Below are 22,641 nucleotides of genomic sequence, written 5' to 3' on the forward strand. Positions count from 1 at the left end.
TGACGTACAGTTGGATTGTTGTCAAACCATTGGACGAAGGTAGGGTTCCAGTCATGCGCCTGCTGCCTCACCCCGCCACCGAGAACATCGAGCTCACCGAGGTTCTGCGGGCGTTGTCCGACCCCGTCCGGCTGGAGATCGTCGCCCGGCTCGCGGTGGCGGGCGAGATGACCTGCACCGTGGCCGGCGACGACCTCGGCGTCCACAAGTCCACGGCCTCGCACCACTACCGCATGCTGCGCGAGGCTGGCGTGGTGCTCACCAAGCAGGTGGGCAGGCTGAAGTACATGAGCCTGCGCCGCGACGACCTCGACCGCCGCTTCCCCGGCCTGCTCGACTCGGTGCTCGGCTCCGTGCTGGGCGTGCCCCGCCCGTGACCGCCGGCACGCTGCCCATCCGGCATGCCCTTCCCGGCCTGCTGAGCGCGCTCGACCGGCCCGGCACGGCCGTGCTGACCGCGCCGCCGGGCACCGGCAAGACAACCGTGGTCCCGCTCGCCCTGGCCGAGGCCGGGATGCGGGTGCTGGTGGCCGAGCCGCGCCGGCTCGCGGTGCGCGCCGCCGCCCGGCGCATGGGCGTCAGCTACACCATCCGCGGCGAGCGCCACGCCGGGGCCAACCCGATGGTCGAGGTGGTCACCACCGGCGTGCTGCTCCAGCGCCTCCAGCGGGACCAGGAGCTGGCCGGGATCGACGCCGTCATCCTGGACGAATGCCACGAGCGGCATCTGGACGCCGACGCCGCGCTCGCGTTCCTGCTCGACGTGCGCGCCACGCTCCGCCCCGACCTGCGGCTCGTCGCGGCCTCGGCCACCGCCGACGCCGGGCGCTGGTCCGGCCTGCTCGGCGGCCCCGTGGTGGCGGCGAGCGGCGTGGCACACCCGGTCGAGACCGTCTGGACGCCGCCGCCGCGCCCGGTCGCGCCGCCGCACGGCCTGCGCGTCGATCCGGCCCTGCTCGCGCACGTCGCCGCCGTGGTGAGGCGCGCGCTCGCCGAGCGCGAGGGCGACGTGCTGTGCTTCCTGCCGGGCGTCGGCGAGATCGCCAGGGTGGCCGGGCTGCTCGCGGGCCTGGACGTGGACGTGCTCCAGGTGCACGGCCAGGCGCCCGCCCACGTGCAGGACGCCGTACTCGCCGCCGGCGCGGCCCGCCGCGTGGTGCTCGCCACGTCCGTGGCTGAGTCGAGCCTGACCGTCCCCGGGGTGCGGGTGGTCGTGGACTCGGGGCTGGCGCGGGAGCCGCGCACCGACCACGCGCGCGGGCTCGGCTCGCTGACCACCGTACGGGTGTCGAAGGCGGCGGCCGGGCAGCGCGCCGGCCGGGCGGGCCGCGAGGCGCCCGGAGCGGTCTACCGCTGCTGGACGGAGGCCGAGCACGAGCGGCTGACCGAGCAGCCGCGGCCGGAGATCGCGCTCGCCGACCTGACCGGCTTCGCGCTCCAGGCGGCCTGCTGGGGCGATCCGGACGCGAGCGGCCTCGCGCTGCTCGACCCGCCGCCCCCGGCCGCCATGTCGGCCGCAGCCCGCACGCTCGCCGCCCTCGGCGCGCTGGACGCCGCCGGCAAGGTCACCGAGCGGGGGCGGCGGATGGCGCTCGCGGGCGTCCACCCGCGGCTGGCCCGCGCGCTGCTCGACGGCGGGCCGCGCGCCGCCGAGGTGGTGGCGCTGCTCTCCGAGCAGCTGCCGAGGGACGCCGGTGACGATCTCGTGGAGGTCTGGCGAATGGCGCGGCGCGGCGGCGCCGGCTTCGCCGCCCGCTGGCGCCAGGAGACCCGCCGCCTCCGCCGCACCGCCTCCCCCGGCACCTCCGACGACGCCACCGATTCCAACGCCTCGGATGACGCGGTGGCCGGGCTGGTCGTGGCGCTGGCGTTCCCCGAGCGGGTGGCGCGCCGGCGCGGCGGCGGCTACCTCATGGCCTCCGGCACCCAGGCCCTGCTCCCCGACGGCTCCCGACTCCAGAGCGCGCCGTGGCTGGCCGTCGCGGTGGCCGACCGCCCCACGGGCGCGGCCTCGGCGCGGGTCCGCCAGGCGGTGGCCATCGACGAGGAGATCGCCAGGCTCGCCCATCCGGTCACGTACGAGGACGAGGTCGAGTGGCGGGTGCCGCCCGGCGGGCGGCGCGGCGACGTCGTGGCCCGCACCGTCGAGCGCCTGGGCGCGATCGAGCTGTCCGCCGCCCCGATCGAGGGCGCCGACGTCCGCCCCGCCCTCCTGCACGGCCTGCGTACGGAGGACGTGCTGACCTGGACCAGGCAGGCGAAGGAGCTGCGCGACCGGCTGGCCTTCTGCCACCGGGCGCTCGGCGACCCCTGGCCGCCCGTGGACGACCTCGTGGCCCTGGCCGACCGGTGGCTGGAGCCCGAGTTGTCGCGCGCCCGCCGCCGCGCCGACCTGGAGCGGATCGACGTGGCCCAGGCCCTGCGCCGGCTGGTCCCGTGGAGCGAGCGCCTGGACGTGGCCGCGCCCGAGCGCGTCGAGGTCCCGAGCGGGTCGCACGTGCGCGTCGACTACTCGGGCGGGCAGCCGGTGCTGGCGGTGAAGCTGCAGGAGCTGTTCGGCCTGCGGGAGACGCCGCGGGTCTCGGGCGTGCCGGTGCTGGTGCACCTGCTGTCCCCGGCGGGCCGCCCGGTGGCGGTGACGGCCGATCTCGCCTCGTTCTGGGCGGACGGCTATCGTGCCGTACGCGCGGAGCTGCGCGGCCGCTATCCGAGGCATCCCTGGCCGGAGGACCCGCTGACCGCGCCGCCCACCCGCCGTACGAACCCCAGGAACCGCACATGACCATCGCCGAGCTGGCCGCCCGCGACAACGCCGAGTGGTGCGACACCATGTGCCGCGCCCACGGCCCAGGCGGCGCGTTCGCCGAACGGGCCTGGACCAGCGCCGTCAGGACGCCGCCCTACTATCCCGACGCGGTGACGCTCTCCCCCGCCGCGACCGCCGCCGACGTGCTCGGCGCCATCGACGCGGGCCCCGGCGCGAGCGTCAAGGACAGCTTCGCCACGCTCGACCTGCCGGGCTTCGACGTGCTGTTCGAGGCGCAGTGGATCCACCACCCCGCGCCATTGACGCGCCCGTCCCCGGTCGTGTGGGAGGAGGCCACGCCCGGCACGCTGCCCGCGTGGGAGCGGGCGTGCTTCGACGGCGAGCTGAGCGGGCTGTTCCCGGCCGCGCTGCTCGCCGAGGTGAGCGTTCTGTACGGCCGGATCGACGGCGAGCCGGTCTGCGGCTGCGTCCTCACGCCGCGCGAACGGGTCGTCGGCGTCTCCAACGTGTTCGCCACGGGCTGCGACGAGGACACCGTCTGGGCCGCCGTCGTCGCGGCGGCCGCCGGCCGTTTCCCCGGCCGCCCGCTGGTCGGCTACGAGCATGACCCGTCCGCCGCCCTGCGCCACGGCTTCCGCACCGCCGGCCCGCTGCGCGTCTGGCTGAAGGGCTAGCGCAGGTCCTCCAGCGTGGGGTTCTCGGTCACGGGGAAGGTCCGCTCGCCGACCCCGACGTCCTTGAACCCGCTGGAGGTCGCGACGCACACCACCGGCCCGTCGAACGCGCGCCCCAGCCTCCGGTACGCGGCCAGCCCCGCCGCCCCCGACAGCTCCTGCCACAGCCCGCGCCCGGCGAGGTCGCGCTGGGCCGCCCGCAGGTCGTCGTCGCTCACCCTGACCGCCTCGCCGCCGCTCTCCCGCACGGCCAGCACGCCCCGGTGGCCGCCGACCCCGCCCAGGATGCTGTACGCCGCGCTCGGCCCGGTCTCGACGATCGCGGCGGGCGCGCCGGTGTCGAGGGCGTGCGCGTGCGGGCCGCCGGCCGCGCTCTCGCAGGCGTACATGCGCGGCGTCGCCTCGCTCAGCCCGAGCAGCCGCAGCTCGGTGAAGCCCTTCCAGATCCCGAACAGCAGCTCGGCGTAGCCCGTGGGCGCGAACACCGCCGCGGGCACCGTGCCGAGCTGCAGGAACAGCTCGTAGGCGATGGTCTTGTAGCCCTCGGGCCCGAACGGGTGCCCGGTGTGGGTGACGGTCTGGTTGCTGATCGGGTGGTAGCCGAGCCGGTCCACGATCTCGCGGAGCAGCGGCCAGCGCCGTTCGACCGGCACCGACAGGACGCGGGCCCCGTACGCGCGGACGAACGCCTGCACGGCCGGCGGCGACGCGGCCGAGGCGAGCACGATCGCGGGCAGCCCGGCGCGGGCGGCGTAGGCGGCGGTCGAGGCCCCGTGGTTGCCGGAGGAGGCGACGACGACGCCGGGCGCGCCGGCGGCGACGGCGGCGCTCACCGCGACCCGGGCGAGCCGGTCCTTGTGCGACCAGGTCGGGTTGCGGGACTCGTCCTTGACGTAGACACTCCCCGGGACGCCCTCCAGCTCCACCAGCGGGGTGCCGCCCTCGCCCAGGGTGGGCGCGGCGAGCGGCGGCAGCAGCGGCGCCCAGCGCGCGAGGTCGGGGCCGGGCTCCTGGTCGAACAGGCGGCGGTCGACGCGGTCGTAGTCGTAGACGACCTCAAGGGGGTAGGCGAGCTCGCCGGTGCTGGTGGCGGGGCAGCCGCGGGTCAGGGGCGGGAACAGCGGGTAGACGGTGTCGCGGTCGCCGAGGGAGCGCTGGCCGGTGGCGAGTGAAGGGTGGATCACGTGTTCGGATCCTAACGGTTGCTATCTGGGGCCATCTCGCGCAACATCTCGCAACAAAGAGTGAAACCCTGCACACTCTAGACATGTTGTGGGCAGGCAGGTCCGCCATCGAGATCGCGACGGCCGTCCGGCAGGGAGAGGTCACCGCCGTCACCGTCGTCGAGGAACATCTGCGCGTCATCGCGGAGCGTGAGCCCGGGATCGGAGCGTTCCGGCTGGTCCGCGAGCAGGTCGTCGAGGAGGCGCAGGCCCTGCAGAAACGGCGCGACCTGGCCGAGCTGCCGCTCGCCGGGGTTCCGGTGGCCGTCAAGGACAACCTGGAGGTCGCCGGGGAGCCCACCCGGCACGGCTCGGCGGCGAGCCCGGACACGCCCGCGGCCGCGGACCACGAAACGGTCGCCCGGCTGCGGGCGGCGGGCGCGCTCGTCATCGGGCTGACCAACCTGCCGGAGCTGGGGCTGGTGGCGGTCGGCGACAGCGCGTACGGCATCGTCCGGAACCCGTGGAACCGCGAGCGCACCGCGGGCGGCTCGTCCTCCGGCGGCGCGGCCGCCGTGGCGGCCGGCATGGTGCCGCTCGCGCTCGGCAACGACGGCCTCGGCTCACTCCGCATCCCCGGCGCGGCCTGCGGCGTGCTGGCCGTCAAGCCCGGCCCCGGCCTGGTGCCCACGCCGGCGCAGGACTGGGACGGCCTGACCGAGAACGGCCCGATCGCCGCCACCGCCGCGGACCTGGCGCTCGCGCTGTCGGTGCTGGCCGCCGACCCGTCGCTGGCCGAGGCGTGGCGGTCCGGGCGGCGTACGGACCCGAGCCCGCCGATGTTGCGCTCGGTGTGGGCCGACGACGCCGAGGTGTGGCAGCCGCAACCGCCGCCCCCCGGCCCTGAGCCGTTCGACCTGCGGGTGGCCTACGCCCCTCAGCCGCTGCCGCCCGGCCTGCCGGTGGACCGGGAGTTCCAGGCGGCGGTGCGCGCGGCGGCGGAGACGTTGCGCGTGGCCGGGCACACGGTGGTCGAGCACGCCCGCAGGCTGCCCGCCTGGCTCGGCCCCGCCACCGTGGCCACCTGGCTGCGCCAGGCCGCGCTGACGGCCGAGGGCCTGGACCAGGACGGGCTGGAGCGGCGCACCAGGTCGCTGGCCCGCGCCGGCCGGGCGCTCGCCGCCGTGCGCGTGGACGGCAGCCGGGGCCGCGAGCGCTGGCGCGCCTACGGGGCCGACCAGTGGTTCGACGACGCCGACGCGCTGATCATGCCGGTGCTGGCGACCCTGCCGCCACGGGCCGAGCGGTGGGGCGAGCGCGGGCTGCTGCGCAACCTGCTGCTGAACGTACGCTTCGCCCCCGGCGCCGGGCCCTGGAACATGTGCGGCTGGCCCGCGCTCACCGTGCCCGTCGCCACGCACAGCGGCGGGCTGCCGATCGGCGTGCAGCTCGTCGCCCCGCCGGGCGGCGAGCCGCACCTGCTCGGCCTCGCCGCCCAGCTCCAGGCCGCCCACCCGCTGGTGCGCCCGCCCGGCTACGCCTGAAAGCCGCTCAGACGCCCTTGGGGTGCCAGACCGTCTTGGTCTCCAGGAACCGGGTCATGCGCCCGATGCCGGGATCGGCCGTCCAGTCCTCCGTGACCGGCCGCAGGACCCGCTTGAGGTTCTCCGCCGCCTCCTGCTCGCAGCGCAGCGCCAGGTCGGCGTCCGTCACCCCGGTGAGGTCGAGCCCGTTGACGTCCATGTGGGCCGCCAGCCAGGGCGCCAGCTCCGCCTGCTTGCCGGTGAGCAGGTTGACCACGCCGCCCGGCAGGTCGGAGGTGGCCAGCACCTCCGCCAGGGTGATCGCGGCCAGCGGCGACGGCTCGGAGGCCACCACCACGCAGGTGTTGCCGGTCACGATCACCGGCGCGACCACGGACACCAGCCCGAGCAGCGGATCGGCGGGCGCGACCACCGCGACCACGCCGGTCGGCTCGGGCGACGACAGGTTGAAGTAGGGGCCGGCGACCGCGTTGGCCGCCCCGTGCACCGAGGCGATCTTGTCGGACCAGCCCGCGTACCAGACCAGCCGGTCCACGGCCGCGTCCACGGACTCCAGGGCCGTGCGCTTGCCGCCGCCGTGTTCCTCGGCGAACTGGGCGCGCCGCCCCTCCAGCATCTCGGCGACCCGGTAGAGGATCTGCCCCCGGTTGTAGGCGGTCGCGCCGGACCAGCCGGGGAACGCCTTGCGCGCGGCCACCACGGCGTCGCGGGCGTCCTTGCGCGAGGCCAGCGAGGCGTTGGCGAGGAAGTCGCCCTTGGCCGAGGTCACGGGGTAGGACCTCCCACTCTCCGAGCGCGGGAACGCCCCTCCGATGTAGAGCTTGTAGGTCTTTCTGACGGACAACCTACTCATCGCCCCGCCCCCTCCACGTGGACTCCTGCGACATCTGGACCGGCACGAAGACCTGGCCGCACCGGCTCACGCCGCAGCGGTGGGCGTACCAGCCGGTGCGTACGGGCCGCCCGGCGCGGGCGAAGGCGTGGCCGCGCGTGGCCTGCGCCCGCCGCTTGCCGCGGCCGGCACGGCGGTGCTCACACGTCAAGGTAGGCCTCCAACCCGAGCAGACCGCCCTCACGGCCGTAGCCGGACTCCTTGTAGCCGCCGAACGGCGAGGCCGGGTCGAACTTGTTGAAGGTGTTGGCCCACACCACGCCCGCGCGCAGCCGGTCGGCCATCCACAGGATGCGCGAGCCCTTCTCGGTCCAGATGCCGGCCGACAGCCCGTACGGGGTGTTGTTGGCCTTCTCCACGGCCTCGGCCGGGGTGCGGAAGGTCAGCACGGACAGCACCGGGCCGAAGATCTCGTCCCTGGCGATCGCGTGCGACTGCGCGACCCCCGTGAAGACGGTCGGCGCGAACCAGAAGCCGCGCTCGGGCAGCTCGCACGGCGCCGACCAGCGCTCGGCCCCCTCGGCCTCGCCCAGCTCAGACAGCTCACGGATCTTGGCGAGCTGCGCGGCCGAGTTGATCGCGCCGACGTCGGTGTTCTTGTCCAGCGGGTCGCCGACGCGCAGCGTCGCCATGCGGCGCTTGAGCGCGGCCAGCAGCTCGTCGTGGACCGACTCCTGCACCAGCAGGCGCGAGCCCGCGCAGCAGACGTGGCCCTGGTTGAAGAAGATGCCGTTGACGATGCCCTCGACGGCCTGGTCGAGCGCGGCGTCCTCGAACACGATGTTCGCGGCCTTGCCGCCCAGCTCCAGCGTCAGCTTCTTGTCGGTGCCCGCGACCGTGCGGGCGATCATCCGGCCGACCTCGGTGGAGCCGGTGAAGGCGACCTTGTTGACGTCGGGGTGCGCGACGACGGCCGCGCCGGTCTCGCCCGCGCCGGTGACGATGTTGACCACGCCGGGCGGCAGGTCGGCCTGCCGGCAGATGTCGGCGAACCAGAGCGCGCTGAGCGGCGTGGTCTCGGCGGGCTTCAGCACCACGGTGTTGCCGCAGGCCAGCGCCGGGGCGATCTTCCAGGCCAGCATGAGCAGCGGGAAGTTCCACGGGATGACCTGCCCGGCGACGCCGAGCGGCTTGGTGCCGAACCCGGCGTACTCCAGTTTGTCCGCCCACCCGGCGTAGTAGAAGAAGTGGGCGGCGACCAGCGGCAGGTCCACGTCGCGCGACTCGCGGATGGGCTTGCCGTTGTCGAGCGACTCCAGCACGGCCAGCTCGCGGGCGCGCTCCTGGATGATGCGGGCGATCCGGAACAGGTATTTGGCCCGTTCGGCGCCGGGCAGCGCGCTCCACACGCCGAACGCCTTACGCGCGGCCTGCACCGCCCGGTCGACGTCGTCGGAGGTCGCCGTGGCGATCTCGGCCAGCGGCTCCTCGGTGGCCGGGTTGACGGTCTTGAACGTGGGGCCGGAGCCGTCGGTGAACTCGCCGTTGATGAACAGCCCGTAGGCCGGCTGGAGGTCGACGACGGCGCGGGACTCGGGGGCGGGGGCGTACTCGAAGATCGCCATCATCAGTCCAACGTGAAGTAGTCGGGGCCGGCGTACCGTCCGGTGGTCAGCTTCTGCCGCTGCATGAGCAGGTCGTTGAGCAGCGAGGACGCGCCGAGCCTGAACCACTCGGGGGTCAGCCAGTCATCGCCGGCCGTCTCGTTGACCAGCACCAGGTTCTTGATCGCGTCCTTCGTCGTACGGATGCCGCCGGCCGGCTTGACGCCCACCTGCCGCCCCGTGGCGTCGCGGAAGTCGCGCACCGCCTCCAGCATGACCAGCGTCACCGGCAGCGTCGCGGCCGGGGAGACCTTGCCCGTCGAGGTCTTGATGAAGTCGGCGCCCGCCAGCATCGCCAGCCAGGACGCGCGCCGCACGTTGTCGTAGGTGGACAGCTCGCCGGTCTCCAGGATGACCTTGAGGTGGGCCTGCCCGCAGGCGGCCTTGACCGCCACGATCTCCTCGTACACCTTCAGGTAGTCGCCGGACAGGAACGCGCCGCGGTCGATCACCATGTCGATCTCGTCGGCGCCGGCCGCGACGGCCAGGGCCGTGTCGGTCACCTTGACCTCCAGCGAGGTGCGCCCGCTCGGGAACGCGGTGGCGACCGAGGCCACCTTGACCCCCGAGCCGCGCAGCGCCTCGACGGCCACGGCGACCAGGTCGGGGTAGACGCAGACGGCCGCCACCTTGGGCGCGCCGCCGCCGGGGCGCACGGCCTTGGTGCACATCGCGCGCACCTTGCCGGCCGTGTCGGCGCCTTCCAGGGTGGTGAGGTCGACCATGGAGATGGCGAGGTCGATGGCGGTGGCCTTGGCTGAGGTCTTGATCGAGCGGGTGCCGAGCGTGGCCGCCCGCTGGTCGGCGCCGACCCGGTCGACGCCGGGCAGGCCGTGCAGGAAGGCCCGCAGCGTCGCGCCGGACGCGGCGACGTCCGCGAGCGAAGTCGTCATAGTTGACACCATCACAGCATCGCCGACCGGTCCCGCGACCTCCAAACCGATCGCCTAGGGCATAACCGCGGGATCCCTAGGTATGCCCGGCCGCTGCGGGCCTGGGAGATAAGGCATCCACCCGATGTGCGGGGGTGCACCTTAGCCCGATTCTTGAAGATGTCAGCAAGACACACGAAATGTCAGGAGACACGGGCATGAATCCCGAAATCGAGTACGAGCTCATGAAGAGTCACGCGAACGAGCTGCGCCGGGCCGCCGCCCAGCACCGCCGCGTACGCGAGGCGGAGCGCGTCAACAAGGCCGAGCGCCGCTCGGTCTTCGGCAAGCGCCGCACGTCATGACCATCCCACGAGAGCCCGGCCACCACCTCCCTCGTGGCCGGGCCTCGATGCCTCCCTAAGGGCTCACAAATCCGTCGAAAGCACTGATAAGGCATGACATGCTGGATGACATGCGGGGACGAAGCGTCAGTCCCGTCTTCGTCGGGCGGGAAGAGGAACTGACGGCCCTCTCGGAGAGCTTCGAGGACGCACTCAAAGGCAAGGTGACAGCCGTCCTGCTGGGGGGCGAGGCCGGCGTCGGCAAGACCCGGCTGGTCCAGCGCTTCGCCGAGCGCTGCGCGGCCGGCGGCGCGCAGGTGCTGCTCGGCGGATGCGTCGAGCTGTCCACCGAGGGCCTGGCGTACGCGCCCTTCACCGCCGCACTGCGCCAGCTCGTCCGCGAACAGGGCCCCGCCGCCGTCGCCGCACTGCTGCCCGAGGGCGCCGAACGCGACCTCGCCCGGCTGCTGCCCGAGTTCGGCGAGCCGCTCGGCGACGGCGAGACCGACACCGGCCGGGCCCGGCTGTTCGAGCAGATCCTCACCCTCCTGGAACGGCTGGCCGACGCCCGGCCCACCGTGCTCGTCATCGAGGACATCCACTGGGCCGACCGGTCCAGCCGCGACCTCATCGCCTTCCTCAGCCGCAACCTGCACATCCCGCAGGTGCTGATCCTCATGACGTACCGCAGCGACGACCTGCACCGCCAGCACCCGCTCCGGCCCGTGCTGGCCGAGCTCGGCCGGGTGCAGGGCGTGCACCGGCTCGACCTGCCCCGCCTCTCGCGCGACGAGGTCGCCCAGCAGATGACCGCCATCCTCGGCCGCGTCCCCGAGTACGCCAGGGTCGAGAAGGTCTACGAACGCAGCGAGGGCATCCCGCTGTTCGTCGAGGCCATGCTGGAGAGCGGCGAGGACTGCAGCTTCCCCGAGTCCATGCAGGACCTCATACTCAACTCGGTCGAACGGCTGCCCGAGGAGACCCAGCGCGTGCTGCGCATCGCCGCCGCCGGCGGCATCCGCGTCGGCCACGCGCTGCTGGCCGCCGTGAGCGGCCTGTCCGACGTCGAGCTGGAGACCGCGCTCCGCCCCGCCATCGCCGGCAACGTGCTCCAGGTCGCCGACAACCGGGCCTACGTCTTCCGCCACTCCCTCATCCAGGAGGCCGTGCACGACGAGCTGCTGCCCGGCGAGCACCAGCGCCTGCACTCCCGCTACGCCGAGGAGATCTCCAAGGACCGCGCGCTCGTCCCGCCCGGCCGCGCCGCCGTCGAGCTGGCCCACCACTGGTACGGCGCCCGCAACGACCTCTGGGCGCTGATCTCGGCGTGGGAGGCGGCGCGCAAGTCGTTCAAGGCGTTCGCCTACACCGAGGCCGTGCCGCTGCTCGAACGCGTGCTCATGCTGTGGGACCGGGTGCCGGACGCCGCCGAGCGCATCGGCGCCGACCACACCGCCGTGCTGGAACGCGCCTCCGAGGCCGCGCACGCCGGCGGCGACGTCGACAAGGGCATGAAGTTCGTCAAGGCGGCACTGAAGCAGCTCGACGAGGCCGCCGAACCGGCCCGCGTGGCGCAGCTCATCGTCCGGCGGGCCGTGTTCAAGAGCTCCAAGGGCCACATGGGCGTCATCGAGGACCTCAGGGACGCCCTCCGGCTCGTCCCGCCGGACAGCCTCGAACGCGCCGAGGTCGTCACCCAGCTCGGCCGCCACCTCATGCTGCGCGGCGAGATCGCCGAGGCGAGCGAGCTGATCAACGAGGGCCTGCGCCTGGCCAGGCGGCACGGCGACCGCTGCCTGGAGAGCGACCTGCTGATGAACCTGGCGCTCGGCCACTCGCTCAACGGCGAGACCGAGTCCGTGTTGGCGCTCAACGAGCAGGCGCTGGAGATCGGCCGCGAGGAGCAGGCCCACCGCATCATCCTGCGGGCGATCGCCAACAACATCGACTCCCTCATCGAGATGGGCCGCTACGAGGAGTCCCTCGCCCTGGCCGAGCAGGGCTGGGAGACCGCCAGGAAATGGGGCAGGCTGCGCGGCAGCGGCCTGTTCATCATGAACAACTGGGCCGAGGCCCTGGAGGCCATCGGCCGCTGGGACGAGGCCATCGAGATCGTCGAGGCCGCCCTCGCCTACGGGCCCGCCCTCCGCACCCGCTACGCGCTGCTGCGCGTGCGCGCCGACATCGCGCTCGGGCGCGGCGAGGTGGAGCTGGTCGAGAACATCCTGTCCGAGGTCGGCGTGTTCAAGGACCGCCCCGAGGACTTCGTCCAGGACATCACCAACAACGCGCGGCTGCGCATCGGCTGGCACCTGCTCAGGGGCGAACCGACACAGGCGCTGGCCGCGGCCGAGCAGGTGCTCGCCCATCCCACGCGCTCCAGCAAGGCCAAGCTCGGCTGGCGGCTGCTCTCCCTGCTGCGCAACGTCTGCGACGCCGCCGGGCCGGCCGAGCCCGAGCGCACCGCCGCCGTACGCGCGCGGGCCGCCGAGGTCGCCGCGCAGCTGTCGGTGATCGGGCCGGTGGTGGAGGCGTACCGGCTGTCGTACAGCGGGGACTTCGACGCCGCGGCGGCCTGCTGGGAGCGGCTCAACCGCCCCCACAACCAGGCCAAGGCGCTGCTGCGGGCCGCCGCCGACGCCGCCCGCACCGGCGACCGCGAGGGCGCCGCGGCCCGGCTCAAGGTCGCCCTGCCCCTGGCCCGTTCCCTGTGCGCCACCCCGCTCATCGAGGACGTCGAGACGCTGTCACGCCGGGTCGGCGGGGGCGCACCGCAGACGCAGGAGCCGTCCGAGCTGCTGACGCCGCGCGAGCTGGAGGTGCTGCGCCTGGTCACCCAGGGCCGCACCAACCGCGACATCGCCGCCGAGCTGTTCATCTCGGCCAAGACGGTCAGCGTGCACGTGTCGAACATCCTGGCCAAGCTCGGCGTCACCACCCGCGGCGAGGCGGCCGCCGCCGCCCACCGCCTCTCACTGCTCGCCTGACCCGCGTTCTGGGGGCAGCACGGACCGCACGGCCTCCTCGCTCCGCCCCACCACCGCCGTGCCGTCGTCGGCGTTGATGATCGGCCGCTGGATGAGAACCGGATGCGCGGCCAGCGCCTCGATCCACCGCTCCCGCGCCCCGGCGTCCTTCGGCCACGCCCCCATCCCGAGCTCCGCCGCCACCGCCTCCCCGGTCCTCGCGATGTCCCACGGCTCCAGCCCCAGCCGCCCGAGAACGTCCCGGACCTCGTCCGCGCTCGGCGGATCGTCGAGATAACGGCGTACGGTGTAGTCGGCCGCCTCGGCATCCAGCACCGACAACGCCGCCCGGCACTTCGAACACCCCGGATTGATCCAGATCTCCATACCGCCCCGCCACCCTTTTCGACGTCGTTGTGCCTGGATCCCATTCTCCTGGGCCGGCGCCGTACGGACGCGTCGGTGAACGGCGAGAGCGCCGCCACGTCACAGGAGTCCGGCGTTCGGAGAAATCCCAACTCCGCTGGCAACGGATGGCTGGGATTTCCCGAACAATCAGCCGGAGGCCTCGCCCAGTACTCACCGAGTACGCCGGTGGGCCAGGATCCCCGCCACCAGCAGGACGATCGCACTGCCGTAACCGACCACCGGCAGCAGACGCCACAGCATCCATGGGACCCTCCCTTCCCATCCCGCGCAGCCGAGCAGCGTGAAGTACGAGAACGCCATGAACACCCAGTCGAGCCCGACCACCGCCACGACCATAACGGCGAGCAGCCCCACCACGGCGCTGAGCGGCCACCTGGCCCAGGCGGCGACAAGGGTCGACAGCAATGCGCTCACGGACGGCAGACCGTTCAGGACCACCATGTGTTCGATCACGGGCTCACGCAGACGGAGCCACGTCCAGTGGAGATCGTCCCACAACTCCGCCAGGCCGAACGGAAGCGGGTAGTAACCGGCGCAACCCGCAGCGCCGTCCCCCTCGAAGAGGTACGGCAGCCAGAGGGACAGGAAGCTCAGCACGCACATCACCAGCGCGGCCAGCCACCATCGCAGATAGCGGCTACGGGGCATGAGGCTGCCTCTCTGGGTGCGTGATCGACAGCGGCATTGTGCCCGTGATGACGAGACTCTGCCAGCGACTGCATCAACGGGCCGACCACGCTGTTCGATCTCGGGCCCCGCCGCTGGACAAGAGCTTCGCCAGCCGGGCTCAGGTCGCCCGGCTCGTCCTGGTCAACGGCGTTCCCTGTCACCTCTTTGACGTGGTTGTGCCTGGATCCCGTTCTCCCTGGCCAGCCGCCGTACGTATGCGTCTGTGAACGGCGAGCGTGCGGCCACGTCGGTGGGACGCTTGCCGGCCTTGAGCGCCGTCACGATGCATTCGACCACGGCGTCACGCGACTTCTCGTGCGCCCGCTCCGTCTCGCGGTAACGACGCGTGCTCTCCGCGAGCGCATCCAAAGGGTCGATGTCAGTCGCCATACGCAACAAGGTATCGAAAGGCTGTTGCGCCGCCGAGAGACAGGGGCTAACGTTGCCGATACAGAGTATCGATACTGTGTATCGGTAGTAGGTCCCGCCCGGTGCACCACCACCCGACGGGACCTGGATCCATTTCCTGCGGATATCAGGAGACAGATCGTGGACAGGAATATACCTTCGGGACCGTGTGATCGCCTGACATGGTGCCGCATTCGCCATCCGACCACAGAGACCAGCCGTGAACACATCAGCGAAAAGATGGACTTTTCAACCCCCACTCATCTGCTGACCCTTGTGTGCCGTCAAGAAGAACACGGGCACGCCCAACCCGCTGAACCGTCCATACGCATCACCTACGGACCCACCATCTCGAATTTGAGGCCCGCATGGCTCGACCTCGCGTTGAGCGAGGCGGATTACCTCGCAGAGCTCCTCGGTCAACTCGCCTTCCACAACCCGGCCGGACTCATCAAGGCTCTGCACACGCTCTCCAACGCCTGCAAGGGAAAGGAACAGAACTGGCATCGGCAGCCGACTTCCGCCTGATCACGCGGATGCGCATACGCGAGGCACGCATCCTGCTGGATCATAAAGAATGGTCGGGAGCATATTATTTGGCAGGATATGCGGTTGAGTGCGGGCTCAAGGTGTGCATCGCACGCGAATTCCGCCAATACTGCATGCCGGATCTTCAGCTCGTCAAAGACGGACACACCCATGACCTCGCCAAGCTCGTCAACCTGGCCGATCTCAAGGGCGCGCTAGCCGTACAGGAAAGCTCCGATCCGGCCTTTGCCGCCAACTGGTCGATCGTCAAGGACTGGAACGAAAGCAGCCGCTATAGGGTCTGGAACGAGAGCGAGGCGAGGAACCTCTACAAAGCCATCAGCCAACGCGGACATGGGGTGCTTCCGTGGGTGAGACGAAACTGGTGAAGCGAGACATCGACGGCGGTGCCCGGCTGCTCCAGGAGTTGAACGACCGGGACTTCCCCGTCAGCACCGCCCTGTGGGCGCATCTGGTGGAAGCCGACGAGTGGCGTCTGATGATCGCGGTCCCGCCGCGCCTGGCAGCCTCGCGAGCGGAGGCCTACAGGCTCGTCCAGGCCGCCATGCTGGATCTCGAACTGGGCTTTCCCCTGAGCCGGACCACCGTGGTGAGCGACGAGGAGCGGTCCGTCCAGAGCCTACGCACGCTGGTAGAGGTCGACCAGAGCCACGCGGTCGGGCTCGCGTTCGGCGCGGCGCGGGTTTGCGGGCAGCAGGTCAGTGAGGGCTTCGTCTACTCCATGGAGGCGCTCACGTTCGAGCACCAGGTGTTCGCGGCGCTTCGCCGGATGGATGACCTGGGACGTGTCTTCGAAGCGGGTGGAAGCCGCCTGTTCCCCGACGAACCCAGAGAGGTGGACTTCGTCTTCAGCAACGCCAGGAAGATGGTCTTCATCGAAGTGGTGGCGTTGACGCGCAAAGTGGAGGAGAGCCACCTCCGCGAGCTCATGGGATGGCACGTGCGGGTCGCGGACTCGTTCCCCGTCCCTGCGGCAGTGCTGGTCGTCGCCAGGAACGGGTTCAGCGAGCCGGCGCACACGTACGCGTCGCCCCTGCGTTCCTCCCTCCGCCTCGTCACGTGGGGCACGAGGAACGACGCCGCCGCGCTCAGGGAAGGCATCACGGAGCTGCTGAACGCAGGAGACGACGCCCGCGATTGACGGGACTTGCGTAAGCTGCAAGCTGCGTTTCAGGTTACGCAACAGCCGCCGCCCGTCTTGCTTCCACTGCTGCGCGCTCCGTTTCAGGGGGAGCTGCTGGCCTGGCTTTTCTGCACCCAGGCGAGGAGACGAGGGCGAAGGCGGCCGGAGCGCCGGCGCAGGAACGGTTCGCGCGCCGACCGCATCCGGAATCTGGTCGAGGCGGGGCCCGTCAGACCAGGGCCTCGACCAGGAGGACGATGCCGAAGAGGGCGAAGGCGGCCGCGGCGCCGTAGCGGATGGCCTTTTCGGGGAGGTGGCGGCCGAGCATGCGGCCCACCAGGATGGCGAGGGCGTCGGCGGCCACCATGCCGACCGTCGAGCCGATCCAGGTGCCGACCCAGCCGTGCTGCGTGGCCAGGGTGATCGTGGCCAGCATGGTCTTGTCGCCCAACTCGCTGAGGAAGAACGCCACGGTCACCGCGATCAGCGCGTTCCTGGTGGTGCGCTGGGCCTTCTTGGACTCCTCCTCGCTCAGCTCGTCGCCGCGCAGCGTCCACACGGCGAAGCCGAGGAACGCCACGCCGGCCACGATGGAGATGGCTGTCGTCGGGAGGGCGCTGCCGAGCAGGCCGCCCACGGCGACGCTCAGCAGGTGTACGACCGTCGTCGCGATGGTGATGCCCAGGAGCACGGTGGAGGTCTTGAAACGGGTGGCGAACGTCATCGCCATGAGCTGGCTCTTGTCGCCGAGCTCGGCCACGAAGATGGCGACGAGGCTGATCCAGAAGGCTTCCAACGCTTCTCTTCCCGCGCGAACCGGACCGGAAGCATTGAGCCAGGGGATTTCGGGCACGACGGCTTCGGCCCGGCAGCGTCTTGTTCGATAGATGAACTGACTGCCAGGCCGAAGGTCTCGTCCGCCTCACGAAAAAGGCCCGCGTGACCGGGCGCCGCGAGCGGCGCCAGTGTGTCGACCACGCGATTGGGACTACTCCCCTTCGGTGTTACCAACACACCTTAACAGCCTCGTCAAGGACGCTATTCCCCCAGGGCGCAGCCGACCAGGACCGGCTCGTTGACCAGGGTGACGCCGAACTTCTCGCGTACGCCGTCGCGCACCTCGCGGGCCAGTGCCAGCAGGTCGGCGGCGGTGGCGGCGCCGGACGGGTTGGTCAGGGCGAGGGTGTGCTTGGTGGAGATGCGTACGGGCCCGCGCGCGTAGCCCTTCGGGAAGCCTGCCTGCTCGATGAGCCAGGCGGCGGGCACCTTGCGCGCGCCGCCGGGCATCTCCCAGCCGGGGTGGCCGGGGGCGCGGACGGCCAGCTCGGCGGCCTGCTCCGGGGTGAGGATCGGGTTGGTGAAGAACGAGCCGGCGCTGCGGGTGTCGGGATCGTCCGGGTCGAGGACCATGCCCTTGCCGCGCCGCAGCGCGAGCACCGCCTCTCTGGCCCGCTCGAGCGGCACCCGGCCGCCGGGCTCGGCGTCCAGCCGCCTGGCCAACTCCTCGTAGCGCACGGGGCCGGAGCGATCGGAGAGCTCCAGCGCGTACGTCACCGCCAGCACGACATAACGGGAGGGGTCGCGCTTGAACATGCTGTCGCGGTAGGCGAAGCCGCACTGCCTGGCCTCAAGGTCGACGACGTGGCGGGTGCGCCGGTCGTAGGCGCGTACGCACCGCACGGTGTGGGCGACCTCCTGCCCGTACGCGCCGACGTTCTGGATGGGCGTGGACCCGACCAGGCCGGGGATGCCGGACATGCACTCGATGCCCGACCAGCCCTCCGCCACGGCCCGCCGTACCAGCGCGTCCCAGTCCTCGCCCGCCTCGGCGGTGACGACGACCTGCTCGCCGTCGCGCGAGAAGGACAGGCCCTGGGTGGCCACCTTCACCACGAGCCCGTCGAAGCCCTCGTCGGCGACCACGACGTTGCTGCCGCCGCCGAGCACGAGCGTGGGCACGGCGGCCGCGTCGGCCTCGGCGATCAGGGACACGAGCTGCTCCGCCGTGGTCACTTCGGCGAAGTCGCGGGCGGGGCCGCCCAGGCCCAGCGTGGTGTACGGCGCGAGCATCTCCATGGGCCACTAGCTTAGGAGGCCCCCGCCATGCCCGGCACGCCCCGACCTGATCGCCCGCCTGATCGCCCGCCCGATCACCTTCGGGTCAGCCGCAGGGCGTCGTCGTAGTTGCGCCGGGCTTCGCGGTCGGCGTAGTCGGCGGGCACGTCGTGGGTGTTCAGCCGCACCAGCGGCGGCGTGCCCTCGGGCACCACCAGCTCGCCGCGCAGGCCGAGCGAGAGCGCCAGGTCGGCGTTGCGGACGTAGTGCGCGTCCTCGGGGAGCGCGCCCAGCGCCGCCTGCCGCCGCACGGCGACGATCTCGCCGGTCAGCGCCTGGACCCGGCCGGGGCCGGCCTCGCGCAGGCCGTCGTCGTAGAGGTCCGCGCCGTGCCAGCCGGCCGCCGCCGCGCCCTCGGCGATGGCCGCGAGCAGCGGGGTCAGCGCGTCGCCGCGTAGCGCGACGGAGGTCTCCATGAGCACGTGCACCTCCGAGTCGTCGAGGCGCAGCAGCTTGGCCCGGCTCTCGCCCCAGGTCGCGGTGCCGCCGCGCCAGTGCGGCTGCTCGGCCACCCGCCACAGTGTCACGCGCTCAGGATGCCGCTCGGCCAGCCCGGCCAGCACGTCGCCCGCGCCGTCCACGTCGCCGAGGTCCATGGCGAGCACCTTGACGTGCGTGTGCTCGAGCAGCGACTCGACGCACGCGCGTACGTCCTCCGGCCAGCCGTCCACCAGCAGGCTCACGGCGGCCGTGATGTCCTTGGTCTCCACGCGCTGGCGCTCGGCGTTCAGCCCGGCGTCGTCGAGGCGGTTGGTGGCGAGGGTGCCGTCCCAGATGCGCTGGGCGTGCAGGAGCTCGTCACCGTGGTCGCCGTGCTGCTCAGGGTCGCCGGAGAAACCCAGCTCGGCGGCCGGGTTCATGCGGGCGTGCGCACCCCTGGGGTGCGCGCCCGCCGTGCCCACGCCCGTCGCCGGCGAGCCGCCGGCGCCCGTGCCGCCGTGCCCGGTGGCGGCGCCGCCCGCTGTGTCACGTCCCGTTCCCGCGCCGCCCGCCACCTGCTCCGGACGTGCCGGTCGCAGCCGCCCGTGCGGCTTGGCGTCGGTCACGGCGGAGACAGGGATCGACCGGACCGTGGGCCATACCTGTCGCGCAGCTTCAGTCATAGGCAAACGGGTACCCGAGCGCTGCCCGACTTATCATGAAATGTCAGACGAGCTGGACGACCGCCCGCGTCTTCGACAACACCTTGGCGTCCCCGGACCTCGCGGTCAGCCCGATGACCACCCGCCCGTCCTCCAGCTTCTCCTCCACGACGCCGCTCACGGAGATCGTCGCGCCCTGGTCGTCGTCCGGCACGACCACCATGGACGAGAACCGCACCCCGAAGTCCACCACCGCGCCGGGATCGCCCGCCCAGTCCGTGACGAACCGCCCGGCCTGCGCCATCGTGAACATGCCGTGCGCGATGACGTCGGGCAGCCCGACCATCTTGGCGAAGCGCTCGTTCCAGTGGATCTGGTTGAAGTCGCCGGAGGCGCCGGCGTACATCACCAGGTTGAGCCGGCGCACGTTGTAGTCGACGGCCGGGATCTCCTGCCCGACCTCCACCTCGTCGTACTTCACCGTCGCGGCCATCAGCCCGCCCCTCCACGCTCGACGATCGTGTTGTAGGTGACGCAGACCGGCTCGCCCTCGACGGTCGTGACCTCGCTGCGCACGGTCAGCAGCTCGTTGCGCCCGGCGGAGCGGATGTCGGTGATGGTGGCGGTGGTGACGAGCTGGTCGCCCGCGCAGATCGGGCGTACGTACTCGAAACGCTGCTCGCCGTGGACCACCATGGCGAAGTTGAGCCCGAGGTCGGGGTCGGCCAGGGCCTCGCCGCCGCTCTGGAGGCTGAAGACGATGGGGAACGTGGGCGGCGCGATCACGTCGCGGTAGCCGGCCGCCTGGGCCGCCGCCTGGTCCCGGTAGAGCGGGTTGCCGTCACCGATCGCCGCCGCGAACTCCCTGATCTTCACCCGGCTGACCTCGTAAGGTGCGCTGGGCGGGTAGGTTCTGCCCACGAAGTCACGGTTCAAGGCCATCAGTGCTCCCTCGCGTGTCCGTCATCCGAGCGCTGCTGAGGCCGACGGTAACAGAACAAGGTTCGGCTGTCGTCGCCGATGAACGGGTTTTTACGCGAGCGCGAGCAGTGCGCACACACGACAAACCGGCGCCCACCATCGGGACGCCGGTTGTGCGTGATCAGAGGTTGGGGTGCCCCTGGCGAGCCGCTATCGGGTCTCGCGGTGCGCGCGGTGGCAGCGGCAGTTGGGGCAGTACTTCTTCAGCTCAAGCCGATCCGGGTCGTTGCGCCGGTTCTTCCGCGTGATGTAGTTGCGGTGCTTGCACTCCTGGCAGGCCAGCGTGATCTTCGGCCTAACGTCGGTGGCAGCCACTGGGGAGTGCCTTTCTACGTTCGGGATATGGACATACCCATGCCCAGGTCAGACGACCTGGGGCTGGGCAGTAGCGGAGGCCGGACTTGAACCGGCGACACAACGATTATGAGCCGTTTGCTCTGCCAGACTGAGCTACTCCGCCTTTGGGCCGGTATGAACCCGGCCCCGTAGAGGATACCCGACGCGGCGACCAGAGTCGTAACGCACCTGATCGGGCAAGGGTGGAACCAGTATGCATCAGGAACCCCGATAGCAGAAATCATATTCCCCGCCGGGGTCCGCTCTGCACACTTTCGTGATCAAGGACTGGCACGATCGCCTGCCATGAAACGCATGATCATCATCACCTTGTCCGCCGGCGGCGCCCTGCTGCTGGCCCCCCTGCCCGCGCAGGCCGCGGCCCCCAAGGACCCCGTACGCGCGCTGAAGGCCGAGCTGGTCGCCGGTCACGGCGTCCGGTTCACCGAGACCTCCACCCTCGTCGACGGCTCGGACAAGCAGGTGCTGCAGCGCCGTACCGGCACCTTCCAGTTCGGCAAGAAGGGGGTCGCCGCCTCCGACGTCACGGCCAAGGGCCTCCAGGGGATCGACCCGGAGCGGGTCATCACCATCGGGAAGACCTCCTACCTGTCCGGCGGCATCTGGGCGGAGAAGCTGCCCTCCGGCAAGCGCTGGTACCGCAGCGGCGGCGTGCACGGCAGCGGCGGCTACTACGGCCAGGTGATCAACCCGGTCGAGCCGGGCACGCTGGCCGCACTGGTGAAGAAGGGCAAGCGGGCCGGGAACACGCTGACCGGCACGATCACCTTCAAGGAGCTGGACAAGGTCTCGCCGTGGTTCGCGGCCGCGATCCCGCTCCGCTACCACGACGACACGAAGGTCTCCTACCGCCTCACCCTGAGCGGCGCGGGCCTGGTCACCAGGGTGACCAGCTCGTACGCCGCCACCGGCGTCTTCGACATCTCGGCCTTCGACGGCAAGACGATGACCATCGACAGCCGCTTCACCTCGTGGGGCCGCCGGGTGTCGATCAAGGCCCCGGCCCCCGCCACGGTGTCGACCAAGGTGGACGAGTGACCGCGAATTGAGCGCGAATTGCGCGCGGAAACACGAACGCCCGGCCCCGAATGATCTCGGACCGGGCGTTTTGCCTTGTCAGGATGGAGCCCCCAAACGGAATCGAACCGTTGACCTTCTCCTTACCATGGAGACGCTCTGCCGACTGAGCTATAGGGGCCTGTCCGGCGCTGCGGACAGGTGTAACCATACACGGCACTCAGCGATGACGCGAACTGATCCGAGCCTCGGCGATCTTCTCCGGCTGGGCCCGCCACGCGGACAGCTCGACGACCTCACAGAGGTCGGCCAGCTCGACGTGCCGGGCCACCTCGGCCACGGAAACGCAGTCGGCGACCACCCGGCCGTGCCTGCGCACGCGGAGCACCTGACGCCCGGCCCGCACGGTGCCCACGACGTCGTATCCGTCGAGACCGACCCATCGCCTTTCCATAGCCGCACAGAGTAGCCTCCGGGTCTCTCAATTTCCGCCGGCCACAGGCGTCCCGTTCAGTAGCGGTAGAAACCGGCGAGATCCTTGCGGCCGGCGAGCCCGTCGACGCGGACCCGCGCGCCGGTCTCCGGGGCGTTCATCATCAGGCCGCCGCCCAGGTAGACGCCGACGTGGTGGGTCCGTACGGTGTCGCCGGCGATGACGCCGAAGAAGACGAGGTCGCCGGGGCGAGGGGCGGAGCGCACGCGGTGCATGCGGCGTACATGGTCGTCGGTGTTGCCCGGCCCGAGCACGTCGTGGCCATGCGCGAGGGCGTACACCCAGCGGGTGAAGCCCGAGCAGTCGAGCCCCCGCGTACGGGCGGCCGGGCAGGGCCGGATGCGGCCCTGGTAGCCCTGGCAGGTGCCGGTGGACGGCCCGGGGAGCTCGGCGTGGCCGCCGCCCCACGAGTACTCGATGCCGAGCCGCCCGAGCTCGTACGCCAGGCGCACGACGCGCGGCTGTGTCCAGGTCGAGACCGGCACGGACGCGGCCAGGGTCAACGCGAGAAGCAGCGCCGTCAGAAGGGCCAGGGTCGTACGGCGCCGCCCGCTCATAGCGTCTCCGTCCCCCCGAATTGCCAGGTTTCGGA

At 71.7% G+C, this 22,641-nt stretch carries 26 protein-coding genes and 2 tRNA genes; 10 read left to right on the plus strand and 18 right to left on the minus strand.

Translation table 11 applies throughout. From position 1 onward, the window contains the following. Positions 1-53 precede the first annotated feature (53 nt). From SMD20_RS27055 to SMD20_RS27065, 3 genes are read left to right on the plus strand one after another with little or no spacing between them, the layout of a single operon-like run. Positions 54-377 carry an ArsR/SmtB family transcription factor gene (locus SMD20_RS27055; protein WP_329586233.1) on the plus strand — a complete coding sequence of 108 codons (324 nt, stop codon included), beginning with the start codon at positions 54-56 and terminating at the stop codon, positions 375-377. Beyond that, positions 374-2,782: an ATP-dependent helicase HrpB gene (hrpB, locus tag SMD20_RS27060; RefSeq protein ID WP_329586235.1), complete on the plus strand. Its 2,409-nt coding sequence runs from the start codon at positions 374-376 to the stop codon at positions 2,780-2,782. The genes SMD20_RS27055 and hrpB overlap by 4 nt, the downstream gene beginning before the upstream one ends. After that, a complete protein-coding gene (locus tag SMD20_RS27065; protein ID WP_329586238.1) occupies positions 2,779-3,441 on the plus strand; it encodes a hypothetical protein in 663 nt (220 codons plus the stop codon). The genes hrpB and SMD20_RS27065 overlap by 4 nt, the downstream gene beginning before the upstream one ends. Here the strand turns inward: SMD20_RS27065 and SMD20_RS27070 are convergent. Next, a complete protein-coding gene (locus SMD20_RS27070) occupies positions 3,438-4,625 on the minus strand; it encodes a threonine synthase (protein ID WP_329586241.1) in 1,188 nt (395 codons plus the stop codon). The genes SMD20_RS27065 and SMD20_RS27070 overlap by 4 nt on opposite strands. A gap of 83 nt (positions 4,626-4,708) precedes the next feature. Here SMD20_RS27070 and SMD20_RS27075 point away from each other — a divergent pair, with 83 nt between their 5' ends. Next, the gene (locus tag SMD20_RS27075; RefSeq protein ID WP_329586244.1) at positions 4,709-6,148 is read left to right on the plus strand and encodes an amidase; all 1,440 of its coding nucleotides are present in this window, start codon (positions 4,709-4,711) and stop codon (positions 6,146-6,148) included. Positions 6,149-6,155: 7 nt separating this feature from the next. Here the strand turns inward: SMD20_RS27075 and SMD20_RS27080 are convergent, their stop codons facing one another. From SMD20_RS27080 to deoC, 4 genes are read right to left on the minus strand one after another with little or no spacing between them, the layout of a single operon-like run. After that, complete coding sequence (locus tag SMD20_RS27080; RefSeq protein WP_329586246.1) at positions 6,156-7,001, minus strand: aldehyde dehydrogenase family protein; 846 nt, start codon at positions 6,999-7,001, stop codon at positions 6,156-6,158. Beyond that, positions 6,994-7,191: a hypothetical protein gene (locus tag SMD20_RS27085; protein WP_329586248.1), complete on the minus strand. Its 198-nt coding sequence runs from the start codon at positions 7,189-7,191 to the stop codon at positions 6,994-6,996. Before SMD20_RS27085 ends, SMD20_RS27080 begins: the two co-directional genes overlap by 8 nt. Further along, positions 7,181-8,608 (minus strand): aldehyde dehydrogenase family protein, encoded by a 1,428-nt coding sequence (locus tag SMD20_RS27090; RefSeq protein WP_442942503.1) that lies wholly within the window; start codon positions 8,606-8,608, stop codon positions 7,181-7,183. Before SMD20_RS27090 ends, SMD20_RS27085 begins: the two co-directional genes overlap by 11 nt. Next, the gene (gene deoC, locus SMD20_RS27095) at positions 8,608-9,537 is read right to left on the minus strand and encodes a deoxyribose-phosphate aldolase (protein WP_329586251.1); all 930 of its coding nucleotides are present in this window, start codon (positions 9,535-9,537) and stop codon (positions 8,608-8,610) included. Before deoC ends, SMD20_RS27090 begins: the two co-directional genes overlap by 1 nt. A gap of 197 nt (positions 9,538-9,734) precedes the next feature. Between deoC and SMD20_RS27100 the strand changes: the two genes are divergently transcribed. Together SMD20_RS27100 and SMD20_RS27105 are read left to right on the plus strand one after the other, a co-directional pair. Next, on the plus strand, positions 9,735-9,881 hold the full coding sequence (locus SMD20_RS27100) for a hypothetical protein (protein ID WP_329586254.1): 147 nt from the start codon (positions 9,735-9,737) through the stop codon (positions 9,879-9,881). A 110-nt stretch (positions 9,882-9,991) separates the two neighbouring features. After that, entirely contained in the window at positions 9,992-12,847 is a 2,856-nt protein-coding gene (locus SMD20_RS27105; protein WP_329586257.1) for an ATP-binding protein, read from the plus strand. Here the strand turns inward: SMD20_RS27105 and SMD20_RS27110 are convergent. The 3 genes from SMD20_RS27110 to SMD20_RS27120 all read right to left on the minus strand — a co-directional run bounded on the left by SMD20_RS27110 (position 12,833) and on the right by SMD20_RS27120 (position 14,314). Continuing rightward, the gene (locus SMD20_RS27110) at positions 12,833-13,213 is read right to left on the minus strand and encodes an arsenate reductase family protein (RefSeq protein WP_329586260.1); all 381 of its coding nucleotides are present in this window, start codon (positions 13,211-13,213) and stop codon (positions 12,833-12,835) included. The two genes, SMD20_RS27105 and SMD20_RS27110, sit on opposite strands and share 15 nt — an antisense overlap. A 192-nt stretch (positions 13,214-13,405) precedes the next feature. Next, the gene (locus SMD20_RS27115; protein WP_329586262.1) at positions 13,406-13,903 is read right to left on the minus strand and encodes a hypothetical protein; all 498 of its coding nucleotides are present in this window, start codon (positions 13,901-13,903) and stop codon (positions 13,406-13,408) included. A 162-nt stretch (positions 13,904-14,065) separates the two neighbouring features. Continuing rightward, the gene (locus tag SMD20_RS27120) at positions 14,066-14,314 is read right to left on the minus strand and encodes a hypothetical protein (RefSeq protein ID WP_329586265.1); all 249 of its coding nucleotides are present in this window, start codon (positions 14,312-14,314) and stop codon (positions 14,066-14,068) included. Between the two features lie 159 nt (positions 14,315-14,473). On the opposite strand from SMD20_RS27120, the gene SMD20_RS27125 reads away from it, so the two are divergent. From SMD20_RS27125 to SMD20_RS27135, 3 genes are read left to right on the plus strand one after another with little or no spacing between them, the layout of a single operon-like run. Beyond that, entirely contained in the window at positions 14,474-14,860 is a 387-nt protein-coding gene (locus SMD20_RS27125) for a hypothetical protein (RefSeq protein ID WP_329586268.1), read from the plus strand. An 8-nt stretch (positions 14,861-14,868) separates the two neighbouring features. Next, on the plus strand, positions 14,869-15,249 hold the full coding sequence (locus SMD20_RS27130; RefSeq protein ID WP_143082210.1) for a DNA-binding protein: 381 nt from the start codon (positions 14,869-14,871) through the stop codon (positions 15,247-15,249). Then, complete coding sequence (locus tag SMD20_RS27135; RefSeq protein WP_329586274.1) at positions 15,228-16,022, plus strand: hypothetical protein; 795 nt, start codon at positions 15,228-15,230, stop codon at positions 16,020-16,022. Before SMD20_RS27130 ends, SMD20_RS27135 begins: the two co-directional genes overlap by 22 nt. A 211-nt stretch (positions 16,023-16,233) precedes the next feature. Here the strand turns inward: SMD20_RS27135 and SMD20_RS27140 are convergent, their stop codons facing one another. From SMD20_RS27140 to SMD20_RS27170, 7 genes are all read right to left on the minus strand, one after another. After that, entirely contained in the window at positions 16,234-16,800 is a 567-nt protein-coding gene (locus tag SMD20_RS27140; protein ID WP_329586276.1) for a TMEM165/GDT1 family protein, read from the minus strand. A gap of 242 nt (positions 16,801-17,042) precedes the next feature. Further along, entirely contained in the window at positions 17,043-18,080 is a 1,038-nt protein-coding gene (locus SMD20_RS27145) for a UDP-N-acetylmuramate dehydrogenase (RefSeq protein ID WP_329586279.1), read from the minus strand. A 74-nt stretch (positions 18,081-18,154) separates the two neighbouring features. Beyond that, a complete protein-coding gene (locus tag SMD20_RS27150) occupies positions 18,155-19,165 on the minus strand; it encodes a hypothetical protein (RefSeq protein WP_329586281.1) in 1,011 nt (336 codons plus the stop codon). 100 nt (positions 19,166-19,265) lie between these two features. After that, positions 19,266-19,694: a MaoC family dehydratase gene (locus SMD20_RS27155; RefSeq protein ID WP_329586284.1), complete on the minus strand. Its 429-nt coding sequence runs from the start codon at positions 19,692-19,694 to the stop codon at positions 19,266-19,268. Continuing rightward, positions 19,694-20,143: a MaoC family dehydratase N-terminal domain-containing protein gene (locus SMD20_RS27160; RefSeq protein WP_020543377.1), complete on the minus strand. Its 450-nt coding sequence runs from the start codon at positions 20,141-20,143 to the stop codon at positions 19,694-19,696. Before SMD20_RS27160 ends, SMD20_RS27155 begins: the two co-directional genes overlap by 1 nt. A gap of 189 nt (positions 20,144-20,332) precedes the next feature. Next, a complete protein-coding gene (gene rpmG / locus SMD20_RS27165) occupies positions 20,333-20,497 on the minus strand; it encodes a 50S ribosomal protein L33 (protein ID WP_019632658.1) in 165 nt (54 codons plus the stop codon). A gap of 71 nt (positions 20,498-20,568) precedes the next feature. Continuing rightward, positions 20,569-20,642, minus strand: a tRNA-Met gene (locus SMD20_RS27170). 182 nt (positions 20,643-20,824) lie between these two features. Here SMD20_RS27170 and SMD20_RS27175 point away from each other — a divergent pair. Then, on the plus strand, positions 20,825-21,577 hold the full coding sequence (locus SMD20_RS27175) for a hypothetical protein (RefSeq protein WP_329586291.1): 753 nt from the start codon (positions 20,825-20,827) through the stop codon (positions 21,575-21,577). Positions 21,578-21,661: 84 nt separating this feature from the next. On the opposite strand, the gene SMD20_RS27180 is transcribed toward SMD20_RS27175, so the two are convergent. The 3 genes from SMD20_RS27180 to SMD20_RS27190 all read right to left on the minus strand — a co-directional run bounded on the left by SMD20_RS27180 (position 21,662) and on the right by SMD20_RS27190 (position 22,606). Then, positions 21,662-21,737, minus strand: a tRNA-Thr gene (locus tag SMD20_RS27180). A gap of 39 nt (positions 21,738-21,776) precedes the next feature. Continuing rightward, entirely contained in the window at positions 21,777-22,010 is a 234-nt protein-coding gene (locus SMD20_RS27185) for a transposase (RefSeq protein WP_329586293.1), read from the minus strand. A 56-nt stretch (positions 22,011-22,066) separates the two neighbouring features. Further along, entirely contained in the window at positions 22,067-22,606 is a 540-nt protein-coding gene (locus tag SMD20_RS27190) for a C40 family peptidase (protein WP_329586295.1), read from the minus strand. Between the last annotated feature and the right edge of the window lie 35 nt (positions 22,607-22,641).

The sequence above is a fragment of the Nonomuraea sp. LP-02 genome, from assembly GCF_036289125.1.
GTDB classification, from domain to species: Bacteria; Actinomycetota; Actinomycetes; order Streptosporangiales; family Streptosporangiaceae; genus Nonomuraea; species Nonomuraea bangladeshensis.

What these genes read in the sequence shown, in the direction of transcription:
- SMD20_RS27055 (WP_329586233.1), top strand. Translation starts at nt 54, where the DNA reads ATGCGCCTGCTGCCTCACCCCGCCACCGAGAACATCGAGCTCACCGAG.
- SMD20_RS27065 (WP_329586238.1), top strand. Translation starts at nt 2,779, where the DNA reads ATGACCATCGCCGAGCTGGCCGCCCGCGACAACGCCGAGTGGTGCGAC.
- SMD20_RS27075 (WP_329586244.1), top strand. Translation starts at nt 4,709, where the DNA reads ATGTTGTGGGCAGGCAGGTCCGCCATCGAGATCGCGACGGCCGTCCGG.
- SMD20_RS27080 (WP_329586246.1), bottom strand. Translation starts at nt 7,001, where the DNA reads ATGAGTAGGTTGTCCGTCAGAAAGACCTACAAGCTCTACATCGGAGGG.
- SMD20_RS27090 (WP_442942503.1), bottom strand. Translation starts at nt 8,608, where the DNA reads ATGATGGCGATCTTCGAGTACGCCCCCGCCCCCGAGTCCCGCGCCGTC.
- deoC (WP_329586251.1), bottom strand. Translation starts at nt 9,537, where the DNA reads ATGACGACTTCGCTCGCGGACGTCGCCGCGTCCGGCGCGACGCTGCGG.
- SMD20_RS27100 (WP_329586254.1), top strand. Translation starts at nt 9,735, where the DNA reads ATGAATCCCGAAATCGAGTACGAGCTCATGAAGAGTCACGCGAACGAG.
- SMD20_RS27105 (WP_329586257.1), top strand. Translation starts at nt 9,992, where the DNA reads ATGCGGGGACGAAGCGTCAGTCCCGTCTTCGTCGGGCGGGAAGAGGAA.
- SMD20_RS27110 (WP_329586260.1), bottom strand. Translation starts at nt 13,213, where the DNA reads ATGGAGATCTGGATCAATCCGGGGTGTTCGAAGTGCCGGGCGGCGTTG.
- SMD20_RS27115 (WP_329586262.1), bottom strand. Translation starts at nt 13,903, where the DNA reads ATGCCCCGTAGCCGCTATCTGCGATGGTGGCTGGCCGCGCTGGTGATG.
- SMD20_RS27120 (WP_329586265.1), bottom strand. Translation starts at nt 14,314, where the DNA reads ATGGCGACTGACATCGACCCTTTGGATGCGCTCGCGGAGAGCACGCGT.
- SMD20_RS27130 (WP_143082210.1), top strand. Translation starts at nt 14,869, where the DNA reads ATGCGCATACGCGAGGCACGCATCCTGCTGGATCATAAAGAATGGTCG.
- SMD20_RS27145 (WP_329586279.1), bottom strand. Translation starts at nt 18,080, where the DNA reads ATGGAGATGCTCGCGCCGTACACCACGCTGGGCCTGGGCGGCCCCGCC.
- SMD20_RS27155 (WP_329586284.1), bottom strand. Translation starts at nt 19,694, where the DNA reads ATGGCCGCGACGGTGAAGTACGACGAGGTGGAGGTCGGGCAGGAGATC.
- SMD20_RS27160 (WP_020543377.1), bottom strand. Translation starts at nt 20,143, where the DNA reads ATGGCCTTGAACCGTGACTTCGTGGGCAGAACCTACCCGCCCAGCGCA.
- SMD20_RS27175 (WP_329586291.1), top strand. Translation starts at nt 20,825, where the DNA reads ATGAAACGCATGATCATCATCACCTTGTCCGCCGGCGGCGCCCTGCTG.
- SMD20_RS27185 (WP_329586293.1), bottom strand. Translation starts at nt 22,010, where the DNA reads ATGGAAAGGCGATGGGTCGGTCTCGACGGATACGACGTCGTGGGCACC.
- SMD20_RS27190 (WP_329586295.1), bottom strand. Translation starts at nt 22,606, where the DNA reads ATGAGCGGGCGGCGCCGTACGACCCTGGCCCTTCTGACGGCGCTGCTT.